This is a genomic window from Nocardia altamirensis NBRC 108246 (genome assembly GCF_001612685.1).
Taxonomy (GTDB): Bacteria; Actinomycetota; Actinomycetes; order Mycobacteriales; family Mycobacteriaceae; genus Nocardia; species Nocardia altamirensis.
Genome location: NZ_BDAY01000008.1, coordinates 20760 through 37287 on the forward strand (window position 1 = coordinate 20760; position 16528 = coordinate 37287).

The 16528-nt window shown below is 66.6% G+C and carries 11 protein-coding genes; 10 read left to right on the forward strand and 1 reads right to left on the reverse strand.

Annotated elements, in window-relative coordinates; translation table 11 throughout:
* Positions 1-129: 129 nt before the first annotated feature.
* The 8 genes from NA11_RS04550 to NA11_RS04585 are packed head-to-tail and all read left to right on the forward strand — an operon-like array spanning position 130 to position 11823.
* Positions 130-390: an acyl carrier protein gene (locus NA11_RS04550; protein ID WP_069160473.1), complete on the forward strand. Its 261-nt coding sequence runs from the start codon at positions 130-132 to the stop codon at positions 388-390.
* Entirely contained in the window at positions 387-2147 is a 1761-nt protein-coding gene (locus tag NA11_RS04555) for an aminotransferase class I/II-fold pyridoxal phosphate-dependent enzyme (protein WP_069160474.1), read from the forward strand. The genes NA11_RS04550 and NA11_RS04555 overlap by 4 nt, the downstream gene beginning before the upstream one ends.
* Positions 2144-3838: an amino acid adenylation domain-containing protein gene (locus NA11_RS04560; protein WP_069160475.1), complete on the forward strand. Its 1695-nt coding sequence runs from the start codon at positions 2144-2146 to the stop codon at positions 3836-3838. The genes NA11_RS04555 and NA11_RS04560 overlap by 4 nt, the downstream gene beginning before the upstream one ends.
* Positions 3835-4890, forward strand: a complete 1056-nt coding sequence (locus tag NA11_RS04565) for an SAM-dependent methyltransferase (RefSeq protein ID WP_069160476.1) — start codon at positions 3835-3837, stop codon at positions 4888-4890. The genes NA11_RS04560 and NA11_RS04565 overlap by 4 nt, the downstream gene beginning before the upstream one ends.
* Positions 4887-7589, forward strand: coding sequence for an undecylprodigiosin ligase RedH (gene redH, locus NA11_RS04570; RefSeq protein WP_069160477.1), 2703 nt, complete (start codon positions 4887-4889; stop codon positions 7587-7589). Before NA11_RS04565 ends, redH begins: the two co-directional genes overlap by 4 nt.
* A gap of 12 nt (positions 7590-7601) precedes the next feature.
* Positions 7602-10331: a polyketide synthase gene (locus tag NA11_RS04575; protein WP_084654135.1), complete on the forward strand. Its 2730-nt coding sequence runs from the start codon at positions 7602-7604 to the stop codon at positions 10329-10331.
* Positions 10328-11500 (forward strand): L-prolyl-[peptidyl-carrier protein] dehydrogenase, encoded by a 1173-nt coding sequence (gene redW, locus NA11_RS04580; protein ID WP_069160478.1) that lies wholly within the window; start codon positions 10328-10330, stop codon positions 11498-11500. The genes NA11_RS04575 and redW overlap by 4 nt, the downstream gene beginning before the upstream one ends.
* A gap of 14 nt (positions 11501-11514) precedes the next feature.
* Positions 11515-11823: a RedY/HapK family protein gene (locus tag NA11_RS04585; protein ID WP_069160479.1), complete on the forward strand. Its 309-nt coding sequence runs from the start codon at positions 11515-11517 to the stop codon at positions 11821-11823.
* Between the two features lie 23 nt (positions 11824-11846).
* Here the strand turns inward: NA11_RS04585 and NA11_RS04590 are convergent, their stop codons facing one another.
* Positions 11847-13088 carry a hypothetical protein gene (locus tag NA11_RS04590; protein ID WP_084654137.1) on the reverse strand — a complete coding sequence of 414 codons (1242 nt, stop codon included), beginning with the start codon at positions 13086-13088 and terminating at the stop codon, positions 11847-11849.
* 296 nt (positions 13089-13384) lie between these two features.
* On the opposite strand from NA11_RS04590, the gene NA11_RS04595 reads away from it, so the two are divergent.
* Both NA11_RS04595 and NA11_RS04600 read left to right on the forward strand, forming a co-directional pair.
* Entirely contained in the window at positions 13385-15466 is a 2082-nt protein-coding gene (locus NA11_RS04595; RefSeq protein ID WP_084654138.1) for an AMP-binding protein, read from the forward strand.
* Position 15467: 1 nt separating this feature from the next.
* Entirely contained in the window at positions 15468-16511 is a 1044-nt protein-coding gene (locus tag NA11_RS04600) for a 3-oxoacyl-[acyl-carrier-protein] synthase III C-terminal domain-containing protein (protein ID WP_069160481.1), read from the forward strand.
* Positions 16512-16528: the final 17 nt, after the last annotated feature.

Sequence of the window (16528 nt, forward strand, 5' to 3'; positions counted from 1 at the left end):
GGCCGGGCTTGGGTGCCATCAGCGGTTCGTCAGCGGTCCTGTCAGCGCCGTGGTCAAGAGTCTGACGCCATGGGCTCGGCGAGTAACCGTCGGGAATGCCAGGAATTTGCCGCAAACCTCAGGGAAATCATGACCACTGAGCAGTTTCTCCAGGATTTGATCGTCGAGTCCTGGCTGGACGGAAATGGTGACGGGTTGCGCGCGGACACTCCGATCCTCGAGCTGAACATCATTTCATCGGTCGAGATCTTCGAGCTGGTGCATGCGATTCAAACGGAATTCGGGATCGTGATACCGCTGCCGAATATCAGGCCGGAGAACTTTCGGTCCATCGAGGCGATCGCCGGGTTGATCGAGCGATTCCGAACGAAGGGGAAGGACTCCCGATGACCGACCTCACGCACCAGCACGCACCCGTCGACCGGGTCGATTACGAGGTCCTCGACATGCTCGCGTGCAATACCGGGGCCGCGTCGTCGATCGTCCCAGAGGCGGTGGGGGAGACGGTATCCGAGCTGGTTGTCACAACTGCGATGACCTACACCCAATACCGGCGCGATCAGCTCGCGCTCGACGCCGATCTCGAAGGCGACCTCGGCATCGATTCCGTCGTCCTCATGTCGATCATCGACGATGTGGCGAAGGCGCTGTCGCTGCCCGATGGGCTCGCGGCGGAGATCGATGTTCAGAGTCTGCGCGGGCTGATCGCGGAGCTGGCCGCCCGCTGCGGTGTGGAGGTGATCGAGGCGCAGCGGGACGACGCAATGTCCGAGCCCGCGACATCAGCGGAACTGGCTGTCGGAGAGCTGGATCCGATCCGCCCGCCAGGGACGACGCCGTGGGACGACCGGTCGATGCGTGACTTCATGGACGCCGGCGATCCCGATCTGTTCGCCAAGACAGCGGAATTCGCCGCGCACCGCAGGGCCAGGGAGGCCGAACACCTCTACTGGTACGGCATGCCGCTGCGTTCCCGCTGCGCGAACCGGGCGCTGATCCATGACGAATTGACCGGGCGCACCAGGGAATTCCTGATGTTCGCGTCGAACAACTATCTCGGCCTGGCGAATCACCCCGAGGTCGTCGACGCGATCTGCACGGCGACCCGGCTGTACGGCGCGACCAACACCGGTTGCCGGATCATCGGCGGCACGAATGAGCTGCACAAGGAACTCGAGCGCAGGCTCGCCGCCTTCAAGGGGCGCCAAGCGGGGATCGTCTATCCCGGTGGGTATGCCGCCAACCTCGGCTGCATCTCCGCGCTGGTCCGTATCAAGGACGCGTTGATCGTGGACCGGCTGAACCATATGAGCATCGTCGACGGCGCGAAACTGTCGGGTGGCCTGCGAAAGATCTATCGCCACAACGATATGGCGGACCTGGAGCGCGTGCTGGACCGGTGCGCAGGCCAGGCCAGGGGCATGCTGATCGCCACCGACGGCGTGTTCAGCATGCACGGCGATATCTGCGATCTGCCGGAGATAGTCCGGCTGGCCCGTTCGTACGGGGCACGGGTCCTCGTCGACGACGCGCACGCGACCGGGGTCCTCGGCGACCGCGGCACCGGCACCGCCGAACATTTCGACATGAAGGGTGAGGTCGATCTCGAGCTCGGCACCATGAGCAAGACACTCGCGGGCATGGGCGGGTTCGTCGTCGGCGACGAAGAGGTCATCGACTACCTGCGTTTCTATTCCAACTCCTATGTATTCGCCGCCACCATCCCGGCCGGGGTGGCGGCGGGCATGATCGCCGCGATCGGCGTCATGGAGCGCGAGCCCGAACGAATCACCGCCCTGTGGGCCAACATTCGCCAACTGCACAGGTATCTCACCGACGCCGGATTCGATCTCGAGGATTCGCGGAGCGCGATTATCCCGATCGTCGTCGGTGACGAGCGCCGAGCGATGGAGATGGGCCGTGCGGTCCGAGCGCGCGGCCTGTTCTGCCAGACCGTCGTGTTCCCCGGCGTCGGGCTCGGCCATGCCAGGCTGCGGGTCAGCGTGACATCGGAACACACGGCCGAGGACCTGGCGCTTGCCGCGCAGATCTTCATCGACGCCGGGCGGGAGACCGGGGTGTTGCCAGGCACGGAGGCGGCGGTCGGCGGCGGCAGACAGCTGACGCAGGAGGCCGAGCGCCGGTGACCGCACGACTCACCGACCTCCGCGCCGATCGCGTGATCCGCCTGCCGGACATCGAATCCGACGACCATGGCGCCCGCAACGCATTGCTCGGCCGGCGCACGGTCACCTACCGTGAACTCGCGGATACGGTCGACCGGCTGGCGGCCCGGCTGCGGGAACTCGGTGCGGCGCCGGGGGATCGGGTCGTCATCTGGATGGCAAAGGGGCCGGAGTTCGCGCAGGCCATCCTTGCCGCGCTGCAGGCGGGCTGCGCCTATGTGCCGGTCGACGGCGGTCATCCGGCCGGTCGCCTGGACGCGATCCTGTCCGATACCGAGCCGATCGCACTGTTCACCGACGCACGGCATCTGCGGTTGCGGACCGACTCGGCGTTGCCCGAGTCCGTGCGCAGCGTCGTAGTGGTCGGCGAGGAGCACGAGGTGCGGCCGTCGACCGCGCACGCGCGCGACGCGCCCTTGTCGGACAACAGGACTGCGGTGCCAACCGTCACCTGGGCCGAGTTCCTCGGCACGCCGCACGACGATCCGCCGATCCTCGCACCGCCGACCGGCAGCACGCCGGACGGTCTTGCCGCGATCCTGTACACGTCGGGATCCACCGGCGCCCCGAAGGGCGTGCAGATCTCCCACCGCAATCTCGCGGTGTTCATCGATTGGGCGCGTAGGGAATTGGCGGTCGGACCCGACGACGTCTTCGCCAATCACGCCTCCTTCAATTTCGATCTCAGCACCTTCGATCTGTTCGTCGCGCTCTCGGTGGGCGCGGCGGTGTGGATCGTCGAGGACGGCGAGGCCCGCGACGTAGCGGCGCTCGCCGCCGGTATCCACGAGCACCGGGTCACGGTGTGGTACTCCGTGCCGTCGATCCTGATGCTGCTGACCGCATCGTGCGCGCTGACGCCCGAGGTGACCCGCAGCCTGCGGTACGTGCTGTTCGCCGGAGAGGTGTATCCGACGCCGCGGCTGCGTGAACTCGCTGCCGTGCTTGCCGATTCGGTGCATCCCCCGGTGCTCTACAACCTGTACGGTCCGACCGAGACCAACGTCTGCACCTTCCATCGGGTGACCGACGCGGACCTCCTTACCGATGATCCGATCCCCATCGGCCTGCCTGTCGGCAATGCCGAACTGCTGATCGTCGACGCCGACGGGCAGCAGATCGGGGAGCCAGACGCGCTGGGTGAGCTTGTGGTGCAAGGAGATTGCGTCACCCCCGGATACTGGCGCCGGGACTCGGAGCCCGCGGCCGAGCAGCATCGACGCGGACGGCATCCGACCGGTGACCTGGTCGCCATGGTCGACGGCAGGCTCGTCTATCGCGGGCGCAAGGACCGCATGGTGAAGCTGTCCGGCTATCGCATCGAGCTCGGCGAGATCGAATCGGTGGTGTTGCGGCACTTGTCGATCGACGCGGCCGCGGTGGTTGTGCTCGGGGCGGGCGCCGAGGCGCGGCTCGCCCTCTTCTATACCGTCCGCGCCGGAGCCCCCGAGCCGACGCTCATCGATATCAAGCAGCACTGCGCGCGGCACCTGCCTCGATACATGGTGCCGCGCACCGTCACCCGCATGACGGCGTTGCCGCGCAACGGCAACGGCAAGATCGACTACCGATCCTTCGCCGAGGTGCCGCCGACGCTCGCGCGCAGGCGGCCGGGTGCGAGGCACGACGAGCCGCGAAGGAGCCTGTCATGAAGTTCACGACCGTGGCCAAGATGGCCACCGACGGCAATCTCACGCTGCTGGTGTCGCTGGCGGCGAAATTCGCGAAACCGTTGTACCGGGCCAGCTTTCTCGTCGGCGCCTGGCGCGCCGGGATACTGCAGCACCTTGGCGACCAGCCCCGCGCTGTGGAGGCCTGCGCAGACCTGCTCGGGGTAGCCGGTGACCGGCATCGGTTGCGCGCCTGGCTAGAGCTCGGCGTGCGCTTCGGTGATCTGGCCGTCGAAGACGGTCACTATCGGTTGCGCAGCCGCACCGCCAAAGCACTCGCCCGGCCAGGAAGCGATGCTGCCGCAGCGGCTTTGGCGGAGGTCGTGCTGTTCCACGCGCCCGCGCTGCTGAATGCGCCGGATATGCTCCGCAGCGGCAGGCGGCTGACGCTGACGGATCAGGACGGCTCGATCATCGCCCGATCGAGCCGGGTCGTGCAGCCCTTTGTCGAGGAGGCCGTCGAGCGCGTGCTCGACCGGCAGGCACCGCTGCGGTTACTCGACATCGGCTGCGGCAGTGGGATATACGTGCGGCACGCGGCCATGCTGAACCCCAGGCTGACCGCAGTGGCCATCGATTTCCAGGCCGAGGTGGCCGCAGCGGCGGCCGCGAACGTGATCGCGTGGGGTCTGGCCGACCGCGTCGAGGTGCGGCGCGCCGATGTGCGCGAGTTGTGGCTGGAACCGCAGTTCGACGTGATCACGATGCACAACAACATCTACTACTTCCCGGTCGCGGAGCGAGTGGCGCTGCTCGAGCATGCGCGGTCGCTGCTCGCGCCAGGCGGACGGCTCGTGCTCACCACCTCGTGTCGCGGTGGCACCCTCCCGATGGAGGTGTTGAACCTGTGGTTCGAGTTCGCCGACTTCGGTGGCCCGCTACCGGATGTCGCCGAATTGACCGGCCAGCTGCAAACAGCGGGTTTCGCCGAGATCGACATGCGCCGCCTCATCCCCGGTGACCAGTTCTTCGTTTTCGTCGGAGGCAACCCGCTGGCCGCGGCGCTCCCCGAACCAGGAAGGCGGACCGCATGACCGGCACCGAGGAGGCGGCGTACGTCGCCGTCAGCGCCGCCGCGCACGATCTCGTGGTCGTGCTCGGTGGGCCGCGGCGATATGCACAGGAGTCGTTGGGCGGCAAGGGTGCTCGGCTCGACGAGTTGATCAGGGCGGGGCTGCCGGTACCGGCGGCCTACTGCCTCACGACCGGGTTGTTCGAGCGCTTCCTGCGCGGTAGCGGCCTCGATTCGGCAGGCCGGGATCCGGGTGGGATGCGCGACGCGATCCTCGCGAGCGAGATCCCGGAGGACATCGCGGTCGCGGTTCTCGACGCGTACGCAGCGCTCGGGTGGCCGCGCGTCGCGGTGCGCTCGTCGGCGGGACGGGAGGACTCGGCCGCGCAATCGTTTGCCGGACAGCACGACACGGTGCTCGACGTGTGCGACGGGCACGCGCTGCTCGAGGCGGTCAAGGTGTGCTGGGCCTCGCTGTGGTCGGACCGGGCCGTCGCGTATCGCGCCGACGCCGACGCGGGCGCCATCGCGGTGGTGATCCAGCGGATGATTCCCGCCGATGTGGCGGGTGTGCTGTTCACCCGTGACCCGATCAGTGGGCGCACGGATCGTTTCGTGGTCGATGCCTGTTTGGGGCTGGGCGAAGGTCTGGTTGCGGGCAAGGTGACCGCGGATTCCTTCGTCGTCGATCCGGGTAGCCGCGACGTTGTCGAGCGCACCGTCCGTTACAAGATCACCAAATGCGCCGTGGTCCGGCCGGGCGTCGTGGAGTTGGTCAAGGTCGCCGAGGCGGAACGCGCCATATCGTCCCTGACTCCCGCGCAGTTGAGCGAACTCGTGGAACTGGCCGTGCGAGTACGGGATCACTATGGCGCCGAACAGGATATCGAGTGGGCGCTGTGCGACGGCGCGCTGCATCTTTTGCAGGCGCGTCCGATCACCGCAGGCCCGGTACGGGCCGCGACGGTCAGTCCCTACGCCGAACCGCAGCCGGACGCCGTGCAGCACGGAACTCTCTGGTCCCGCATGGATATCGGGGAGATCTTCACCGGTGCGATGACGCCGCTCGGCCTGTCCTTCGCCCACCACTACCAGTACCACGTACACGGTGCCTGCGTGCGCGGCGCAGGCGTCCGGGATACCGGCGATCCGTCCGTGCAGATGGGCTACTTCCAGGGCTACGTCTACCTGAACGTCTCCTATGCCAGCTATCTGCTGAGCCAGAGCCCGGCGATGCGGGATCAACGCGATGCCACCGAACGCTTCGCCAGCGAGGAGGTGGACCTGGCGTCCTATCGAAATCCCTTCGGCAGCTACAGCATCGGGCCCGATGGTTGGCGATCCGCGCTGTTCTGGCTGCGGACCGCCGGTGCCGAGCTGCGGGATATGCGCAAGCGCACCGTGCGGATGGTCGAAGCACGACGCTACGAATACGACCGTGCCGGCCGAATCAGGCTCGGCGAGTTGGACCGTCGCGAGCTGGGTATCGAAATGCGGCGTCGCCTAGCGCATTTCCACGATATGCATGTCGGGTACATGCCGTACTTCCTGTATGCCTTCGGCTACCACGACCTGTTGGCACAGCTGTGCGTTGCCTGGCTCGGCGATGCGGGCGAGCGGCTGCAGAACCGGCTCAAGACCGATATGTCGAACCTGCGCACCGTCGAATGTGCGCGTGAGGTCTGGCAACTGGCCCAGGTGGTCCGGGATCAGCCGAGGGTGCTGGAGATCGTGCGCTCCGGTGCGCCGTCCGACGTATCCGCCCGGCTGCGCGCCGACGCGGCCGGATCGGAGTTCTGGGCGGCGCACATGGAACCCTTCCTGCGGGAGAACGGGGTGCACGCCCATCAAGAGATGGAGTTGACGAATCCGCGCTGGATCGACGACCCCACCTACGTATTTCAGTTGATTCGCCGCTATGTCGATGACGGGTGCTCGATCGACGACGTCCTCGAATCGGTGCACGACGCGCGCGACGACGAGGCTGCCGCGGCCGTGCGTGGACTGAGCTGGCCCAAGCGCCGCGTGCTCAACGGCGTGATCTGGCTGTACAAGACCTGCAGTTCGCTCCGAGAGACCGCCAGGGTATCGATGATCGGCTCCATCTGGCTGGTTCGTTCCGTGGTCTACGAGGTAGCCGATCGCCTGCTCGAGACCGGGGTGCTGCGCTCGGTCGACGAGGTCGCCTACCTCGATTTCGCGGACATACTGCGCTATCTGGCAGGGGAGCAGGATCCGCGCGAGATCTTCTCCCGCGCAGCGCTGGAGGAGGGTAAGCGGATCTCCCGAAACCATGGTCGAATGCCCGCGCCGCCACTGAGTTTCCTCGGCGAATGGGATATCACCCGCTCGGTCGAGCCGCCGCCGGACGGCGCCAGGCTCGATGGCCTCGGCACCAGCCAGGGGCGTGCCGTCGGCCGCGTCCGCATCCTGGACGACTTGGCATGGCAGGCCGACGAATTCCAGGCTGGTGAGATCCTGGTGACCCAGTACACGGATTCCACCTGGACTCCGCTGTTCGCCGTCGCGGCGGGCATCGTCACCGATATCGGTTCGATGCTGTCGCACAGTTCCATCGTCTCGCGAGAGTTCCGGGTGCCCGCCGTCGTCAACACGAAATACGCGACGCGCGTGCTGAAAACCGGAGATCTGGTGGTGGTGGACGGCGACCGCGGCGTGGTCGAGGTGATCGAGCCCGCCGATCCGCCCGGACGCGGATAGTCAGGGAGCCGCATGCCGCATTTCGACCGAGAACCGATCACGATCACCGGTATCGCGTGCCTGCATCCCGAGGCCGCCGGTGCCGACGAGTACTGGAAGCTGTTGACTCGGCCTGCCACGGGAGCCGGGCAGCAGCGCCTGAACGATGCGGATATCGATCTGGCCCGGTTCGGCATCCCGCCCGCACAGCGGGGCTCGATCAGCCGGCTGCAGCTGCTCATGCTCGAAGCGGCACATCGGTGCCTGGCCGACGCCGGATATCCGGCGCGATCGCCTGCCGAGCGCACCGATGTCATCGTCGGCACCTGTTTCGGCTCGGATCGTCAGTACGCCAACGCACTTCGCATCGAAGGTGCGCGGTACGCGCGCCATCTCGGGCAGGTGGCCGCGCTGGATCCGGACGACCGGATCAGCGGACGGGCCGCGCAACTGCCCGCGCAGCTGCGCGCTCGTCTCACCGAACGACTCGGTGCCTCGCCGCACGACCGGGTCGGGGAGATGGCGAGCGCGATTCCGGCCCGTATTGCCACGGCATTTCGGCTGACCGGTCGCACGATCGCGGTGGAGTCCACCGACGCGAGTTCGTTCGTCGCGCTGCGGCACGCGGTCGACAGCTTGCGTGCAGGCACCGCCGAGGCGGTCCTGGTATTGGCAGGACAGTGCCGAGAGGGCGAGCTGATCGGCGAAATGCTGGCGGCCAAGGGGCTTTCCGCGACCGACATGCTGGCCGAGGGTGTCGTTGCGCTGCTGTTGAAACGACGATCGTCGGCGCTGCACGACGGTGACCGAGGCTACGCATCGATTCTCGAATGCCGGGTGCGGCACGACCCGCACCCCGGCGTGCTGCGCTACGCGACGGAGGCCGAGCAGTATTACCGGGTCGCCGACGAGACGCACGCGGCGGCGAGTATCGCGCCCGAGGCGGTCGGGTACGTCGACTGGGTCGGCCCGTCGATCCCCGCGGTGACCGCGGCAGGTGTCGGTGGGCTCGGCAAGGTATTCGGCGCTGCCGCACCGGGATCGGTGGGGTTCGGCGGCACCGGTGATCGGCTCGGCCACGGATTCGCCAACGCGGGACTGGCGAGCATCGCGAAAACCGCTCTCGCGCTGGACCATCGCGCATTGCCGCCGGGGCCGCTGCGTTCCGCTGACCTGGCCGCGACACCGTTCCGACTCGCTGACGATCTCGAAAGATGGCCTGCCGACGCGCGATATGCGGCAGTATGCGGGACCGCGCTGGGTGGCACGGCCTCCTATCTGCTCCTCGAAGGGTACGAATGCCCGTCGCCCCGGCATCGGCCGAGACCGGCACTCGTGCGGTCCGCGCCCGCGACGCCGGAAGCCATCGCGATCGTCGGATTCGGCGGAGCCTTCGCGGACGCACCGGACGCGACCGCCTTCTGGCACAACATCAGATCCGGTCGGGACAGCCTGCGACAACTCCCTGACGACGTGCTGGATCGCGACCTCTACTTGGCGCAGGGCGCGCTCACCCTCACCCACAGCTACTGCGCGGTGGGTGCGGCGGCATCGATCCCTGAGCGGCCACCGGCGTCGCTGCCCATCACCCCACGCCGCTACCAGGCGATGGATCGCGCTCAGCGGCTCGCGCTTTCGGTCGCCGAGGAAACGCTGGCTCGCTACGGTCGGCGGCATACGCTGTGCGCAGGCGACGGCACCGTGGTGCTTGGGAGCACGCTGAGTCTGTCGCGGGAACGCAGTCTCAACGCGGAACGGTCGGTCGGGAAGTTGGCCGATATCGCTGCGGCGCTGGACGATATGGCGGACCTGCCCGGCGGGGTCCGTGACCGCATTCTCGAGCAAGTCGGCGAACAGTATGTGACCTGGCGTGCGCCGGTCACGCCAGCGGATCTCGACGGCTGCCTGGCCAGCGGCGTCGCGGCCTTGGCTGCCAACGAGTTCCGGTTGTCGGCCGTACCGCTCGCGATCGAGGCGGCCTGCGCTTCGACGCAGGCGGCCATCGACTATGCGATCACGGCACTGCGCGCAGGCTCTGTCGACTACGCCATCGCCGGCGGCGTCGAATTGGCCTGCAATCCCCGTGATTTGGTGCTCTGTTCGGCGCTCGGCATGCTGTCGCGCAGCCGAATCACGCCGTTCGATGTCGAGGCCGACGGATTCAGCCCTGGCGATGGCTGCGCCATGTTCGTGCTCAAGCGACTCTCCGACGCACGGCGCGACGGCGACGAAATCCACGGTCTGATTCGCGGTATCGGCGCGGCCAACGATGCGAAATCATGCATCGCACCGGATGTCGACGGACAGGTGCTTGCCATGCGTCGTGCCTTCGGTCAGGTGGAATTCGAGCCTGCGGAGGTCGATTACCTGGAGGCGCACGGTACCGGGACCCGAGTTGGCGATCGGGTGGAAATCACCGCTGCCGCAAAGGTTTACGGTGGAAGAGTCCAGCCATTGGTGATCGGTACGGCGAAATCCTTCATCGGGCACACCTTCGCCGCCGCGGGCGCCGCGGGACTGCTGCGGACGCTGCAAGCAATGCGGGCCGAGACCTTTCCGCCCACCGTGAACTTGCATACGCGCAATCCGGAATTGCCGCTGGACCAGATCCCTGCGGTGTTGCCGACCGTGGCCGCGCCGTGGCCCGCCGTGCCAGGCCGGCCGCGCCGTGCCGGTGTGAGCTCCTTCGGCACCGGCGGGATCAACTACCACCTGCTTGTCGAGGAATACCAGGAAGACTGCCACAGAGACAGGGCGTCATGAACTTCGATCTACCACCGGAAACCGAGACCATGTGCGCTGCGGTGACCGCGTTCGCCCGCCGTGATCTGGGTGGTCCGAAATCCTACGACCCGGAGTTGTTCGACCACGACGATTTTCGGCGGCGCTGGCGGCTGGCGGGCAGGCAGGGCCTCGTCGGCGCCACGGCGCCGAGCGCGCACGGCGGCTGCGGACTGGATGCCCTCACCGCCACCGCGCTCATGGAGGCGCTGGGCGCGGGCTGTGCCGATACCGGTTTCGCCTTCTCCATCGCGGCCCATTTGTTCGCCTCGGTGATGCCGATCGTGGAGTTCGGCACGGGCGAACAACAGCAGCAGTGGCTGTCCGGGTTGAGCTCCGGTGAGCTCATCGCGGCACACGCCATCACCGAACCGAACGCGGGATCGGACATCTTGAACCTGACTACGCGCGCAGAATGCAGCGGCGACCATTGGGTTCTCAACGGGGTCAAGGCTTTCACCACCAATGCGCCGGTCGCCGACCTCTTCGTCATCCAAGCCGCCACCGAGCCGGGCGGCGGCTACTTCGGATTGACCGCCTTCCTGGTCCCGGCCGGGACGCCAGGGCTGCTGGTCGGTGCGCCCCACGACAAGGTCGGTCTGCGCGGTTCGCCGACGGCCGATGTGCACCTCACCGACTGCCGTATCCCGTTGGACTGGGTGCTCGGTGGTGTGGGAGCCGGGGCGAGTGTCTTCGCCGGTTCGATGAAATGGGAACGCACCTGTTTGTTCGGCGTCTATCTCGGCGCGATGCGCCGCGTTATCGACAGCACGATCGAATTCGTCGGGGAGCGAACACAATTCGGTACACCCATCGGCGAATTCCAGTCGGTCGGTCACCGGATCGTCGACATGGTCGCGACCCTGCAGTCCGCCAGGCTGCAGCTGATGCTCGCCGCCTGGGAACTGTCTCGGGGTGCGGACGGCACGGTGTCGTCCGGACTGGCGAAGGTGGCGGTCAGTGAGGCCGCGGTCAAGATCGGACTGGACGCCGTTCAGTTGCGCGGCGCGCTCGGGGTCACCGCGGGGGATGCCGAAACGCTGCTGCGTGACGCACTCCCCGCACGAATCTTTTCCGGCACCAACGAAATTCAGAAGAACAACATCGCACGCGCGCTCAGGGTTGGTCGTCGTGCTCGCCCGCGTCGCTGAAGGAGTTGCAGACCATGGAGCTGATCGTGCATTTGATCCGGTTGCACGCCGATACCGATGCCGCGGCGTTCGAATCGTGGGTCCGTGAGGTCGACTACGCGACCTGCCCGGAGTTGCCGAGTATCCGGTCGTTCAGCGTGCAGCGGATCCCCGACTCGCCACGCCACTACTTCGAGGTGATCCAGGTCGATGACCTCGCCGAGTTCGAGCGCGATACCCGAACCCCGGCTTTCGCGAGACTGGTGGCCGCGTTCGACGGGATGGCCGCGGTGACCACCGAGATTGCCGGAACACGAGTTGGCCCCGGGTATTACGCGGCATGACGGCCGCGCGCCAGCGTCTCGGCTCAGAGCGCAAGCACGGCCGGTGGCCTGCGTGGTGCGGGCAGGAACCGCACGGTGGGGCGCCCGAGCCTGGCGACGAAGACGACACGGCCGGGCAGCTGGAACTCGGTCTGGAGTTCGTAGCGCAGATCATCGTGTTGGACGACGACGCTGATCGGGTGCATGGCCAAGCCTGCGCCGGTGACCCGCAGCCAATAGTCGCCGAGCAGCGCACCCGCGTCGACCATATCGAAATCGGCATTCTCCCAGGGGGATACGCTGATCGAGACGATGGCGGGGGTGCGAAGCACCAGCCCGGCGAGCTGTCCAGCGATGGCCCTGGGAAAGCTGGTCACGCTGAGCACGGCCATGACGGCCGGTGTGAACATCAGCCGCCGCAGCAGCCGTTGTCGGGCCGAGAGTGGTCCGAACAAGTGGGTGAGCGTGAAACCGTCGCCTTTTGCTGCGGCTTCGGCCTCGCTATGCCTGATGTAGGAATGTGTTTCGCGCCAGGCGGCGCGATGCGTGAAATCCCGTTCGGCGTATCGGGCGATGAACGCGGCGAACCGGTGCAGGTCAGGGCCGGAGCTCAGGTACCGGATGTGCAGCTGTGGCGTGGGATTCACCTGGGCCGTCCCGTTTCGGACGCCCGGCAGACCAGCGCGGTTGCGTTGGCCGCGCCGCGTGCGCTTCGCGGCAGTGCGGTCCTCCGCGAGTTTGTCGAGGAGGATCGGTGCGATCGGGCCGTCTTCGTAAGGGCCTCTGTTGGTCTGGCGCCGCATGGCAAGGGCGCGCACTTCGCCCAGGGTTTCGGTCGGTTCGGGGTGCCAGCGAAAGTGCGTCAATCGCAAGGGAACCCACGTCACTGGAAAGCCGATGCCTGCCAGCTGCGCCGGATCGGGGCGCACATCGTGGCACGCCACCCACCCCTGTGCGGCGAGTGCGCGGTGCAGCAGGTGCCAGAAAAGGCCACAGCTGAGCCGCATTTCGGTGTGGTGCGTCGGGAGTGCGGCGATCTCCCTGGTGCGGTCGACGGCCAGGATGAGGGTTTCGGTCGGGGCCTGGTCTGCCGTCGGTAGGGCGCCGATTCGGGTCGCGATGTGGTCGCGTGCGGCGTTGCTGACCAATCGCGCCACCGCCCACGGTTGGCAGTTGTGCGATGAGGGGCTCGTCATTGCGATCGCGAGCGCGGACGTCATGGCTTGGTCGAAGGAGACGAATGTTGCTCGCAGTGAACCGGCTTCGTTGATGATCGGCTCTGCCACGTGGACTCCGTCTTTTCGGATAATTGGGCGTGATACGAACTATGTCAATATGCCGACCATCGCTGACAATAGGGCTGATAAACCGCTGACAAGTTGCTGACGAGCGCGTATACCGCCGAGATTGCATGGTTCCATTCAGAAAAGTATTGACGGGTCTACGAAGCCGAGGATAGATTGGCCCGGTCGCTCGATCCGGCAATTATGCGGCGGCTGAATATGGTTTGCTAGAAATCGATGAAAGCCGTGATCGAGTAGCTCATTCGGCCGCTGGACAAACGAATCGCAAAGAGGTACGCATGCAGCCCTTGTCCGTGGACAACGCTGTCGAAGCTGGTAACTGGGTCGATCTTGTCAGAACACGGGCTCGTCGGCAGGGAAACCAAGAAGCATATGTGTTTCTCGATGAGAACGGCCGGGAAGCGGATTGTCTGACATTCCAGGAGCTCGATAATCGGGCGCGTGCGGTGGCTGAGCGGTTGACCGATACGGTCGGTCGCGGCGAACGCGCCCTGCTGCTCTATCCGGCCGGATTGGACTATGTCGCAGCCTTTTTCGGATGTCTGTACGCGGGCGTGATCGGCATACCGCTGTTTGCGCCAGGGGGTAACCGATCAGCCCACATCGATGCCATCGCGGCCGATGCCACGGCTGCCGCCGTATTGACCACCGCCGAGATCGTTGCTGCGGGGGACACGGGCTTGTCGTTCAGTCGATTGCCGCACATCGCGACCGATACGCTCGGCACGGCACAGGGCCGCGGTACCGCCGTCGCTGGCATAGTGGCTTATCTGCAGTACACCTCGGGCTCGACGTCGGCGCCGAAGGGCGTGGTCATCGATCATGCGATGAGCATCAACCATTGCGGACAGCTCGCCCGCGCGTGGCAGGTCGACCACGAGAGCGTCGTCGTATCGTGGCTGCCGCACTTCCACGATTACGGCCAGGTCAACGGTGTTCTGCTGCCGGTCTACGCCGGTTGCCGCGCGGTACTGATGGCGCCGACGACGTTCGCGAAGAATCCCATCCGGTGGCTGGATGCCGTCACGGCCTATCGGGGAACCCACAGTGGCGCACCGAATTTCGCCTTCGACCTGTGTGTGGACAAGACGACGGCCGCGCAGCGTGCCTCGCTGGATCTGCGCAGTTGGCGGCATGTGGGCAACGGCGCGGAGCCGGTGCGCAAGGCCACCTTGGACAGGTTCGAAGCGACTTTCGCAGCGCACGGTCTCGACGGTGCGGTGCTCACCCCTGGCTACGGTCTCGCGGAGGCAACGCTGGTCCTAACGTGTGGTGGCTCGCACGAGCGTCGAGTAGCGCGACGATTCGACCCGCAGGCCCTCGGTCGGCGCAGAGCCGAAATCGCCACCGCACCAGGCGGAGTCGAACTCGTCGGCGTCGGCGCCCCGGTTCCCGGCACCGAAATCGCCATCGTCGACCCGGAATCGGGTCGGATCCTGCCCGACGGCGTGGTCGGCGAGATCTGGGCGGCGGGACCAAGTGTGTCGCCACGGTATTGGGGCAAGCACGACGATTCCTTGCGGACGTTCGGCGCCAGATTCGCCGGCGGCGACACCCGCTGGTTGCGCACCGGCGATCTGGGCTTCGTCTACGACGGCGAGCTGTTCGTCAACGGCCGCTTGAAGAACATGATGATCGTCAACGGTGTCAACTACTACCTGGAGGACATCGAAGCCACCGCGGTCGGCAGTGCCGAGGCTCTGCGGGCAGGCGGCGTGCTCGCCTTCGGTGTCGGAGAGGCCGCGCAGGAGCGGCTCGCGCTGGTCGCGGAGTATCGCGCCGAGGGCAAGGTGGAGCCGCACCAGTTGGCCGCAACGATGCGCGACGCGGTCGCCAGGCGGCACGGAATCGCCCCGATCACAGTCGTATTGATCGTCCAAGGCGCGGTGCCGCGGACGACAAGCGGAAAACTGCGTCGCCAAGAGTGCCGATCGGAATTCCTCGCAGGCCGGTTGCCGGAGATCTACCGCTGGACGGAAGCGACGACAGATACCGAGCCGTTGACGGCTGTCGCACGCGTTCCTGCCAATGGCCCGCAGCCGAACAGCCTGCCCACCATGACCGAACTCGTGCGGCAGGGTCTGCTCACCCAAGTGTCCGACTGGATCGCCACCAATGCCGGGCCAGGCGCACCGGCCTTCGATGCCGACCGCACGCTCGCCGAATACGGCTTCGGATCGGTCGATCAGATGAACCTGCACCAGCAGCTCGAGGACTGGGCGGGCAAGCAATTCGCGCCCGAGCTGATGTGGGATGCCGAATCCATCGGCGCCATGGCCCGCGCGATCGCGGAAGTGTTGACGGGGGCCGAGCCCGGCGAATCGAGCACCGCCGCAACGCAACACGAAGCGGTGGCCTGAGATGCGCCTGCGGTCCGCAGTGGCGGGCCTACCCTCGCGCGTCGTCGGCAACGCCGAAATCATCGACCTGATCGGCCAACACAGTTCGGACGGCTTCGACGGTGATCTCGACGGCATGTTGCGGTCCGTCGACCTGTACCTGCGCTATGCGGGTTCACGGGAGCGGCGTTGGCTCGACGCGGGCGAGCGTCCGATCGATCTGCTCCGCACCGCGGCGAACACCGCACTGGCGCAAGCGGATACCGGCGCCGACGAGATCGATCTGCTGATCTACACGGGCATCGGGCGCGGTTTCCTCGAACCGGGTGGGGCCTACCATTGCGCGGCCGCGCTCGGGCTGGCGAACGCGCAGTGCTTCGACATCATCGACGCGTGCATGAGCTGGACCAGGGCCGTGCACGTCGCGGAGGCGCTGATGCGCGCAGGACGGGCCAGCGCGGCCCTGATCGTCAACGCGGAGTTCAGCCTGCGATTCGGCGGCCACGTCTTTCCTGACCTGTTCCGGGTCGAACGGGCGGAGGCGCTCGCGTCGACCTTCCCGGCCTACACCCTCGGTGAGGCGGCCACCGCGACCGTGCTCACCGCCGACGACAACGCACCGTGGGAGTTCCAGTTCACCTCCCGCCCGGATCTGGCCGCGCTGTGCAACGTCACTCTCCCCGGCTACGAGGGATTCTGCGATCCCGACGACAAACTCGCGGCCAATGGCGTCGGGCGGTTCAGCTCGTTCGGCTTCGAGATGCACGAGGCAGGCACCGCGGAGGTGCTCGCTGTCTTCGAACGGCTCGAGGTCGACCCGGAAAAGGTGGCGGCGCTTTTCACGCACGCATCGAGTAAGCGAGATTGGCAGGCGATGGCCGACAAGGTCGGCCTCGGCGAGGTGATCCACCACGTGTATCCCGAAACCGGCAACATCGTCTCCGCGTCGGTGCCTGCGGCGATCGCCTCGGCGATCGATGCGGGGGCACTGCGGCCGGGTGATCGTGCGGTGGGCTGGGTCGGCAGCGCGGGCATGTCCTTCGCTGGATTCTCTTTCGTGTTCTGACGATCTCCGGAACGGAT

Coding starts and splice junctions, on each gene's coding strand:
- NA11_RS04575 (WP_084654135.1), top strand. CDS start 7,602: ATGCCGCATTTCGACCGAGAACCGATCACGATCACCGGTATCGCGTGC.
- redW (WP_069160478.1), top strand. CDS start 10,328: ATGAACTTCGATCTACCACCGGAAACCGAGACCATGTGCGCTGCGGTG.
- NA11_RS04595 (WP_084654138.1), top strand. CDS start 13,385: ATGCAGCCCTTGTCCGTGGACAACGCTGTCGAAGCTGGTAACTGGGTC.
- NA11_RS04585 (WP_069160479.1), top strand. CDS start 11,515: ATGGAGCTGATCGTGCATTTGATCCGGTTGCACGCCGATACCGATGCC.
- NA11_RS04555 (WP_069160474.1), top strand. CDS start 387: ATGACCGACCTCACGCACCAGCACGCACCCGTCGACCGGGTCGATTAC.
- NA11_RS04600 (WP_069160481.1), top strand. CDS start 15,468: ATGCGCCTGCGGTCCGCAGTGGCGGGCCTACCCTCGCGCGTCGTCGGC.
- NA11_RS04565 (WP_069160476.1), top strand. CDS start 3,835: ATGAAGTTCACGACCGTGGCCAAGATGGCCACCGACGGCAATCTCACG.
- NA11_RS04550 (WP_069160473.1), top strand. CDS start 130: ATGACCACTGAGCAGTTTCTCCAGGATTTGATCGTCGAGTCCTGGCTG.
- redH (WP_069160477.1), top strand. CDS start 4,887: ATGACCGGCACCGAGGAGGCGGCGTACGTCGCCGTCAGCGCCGCCGCG.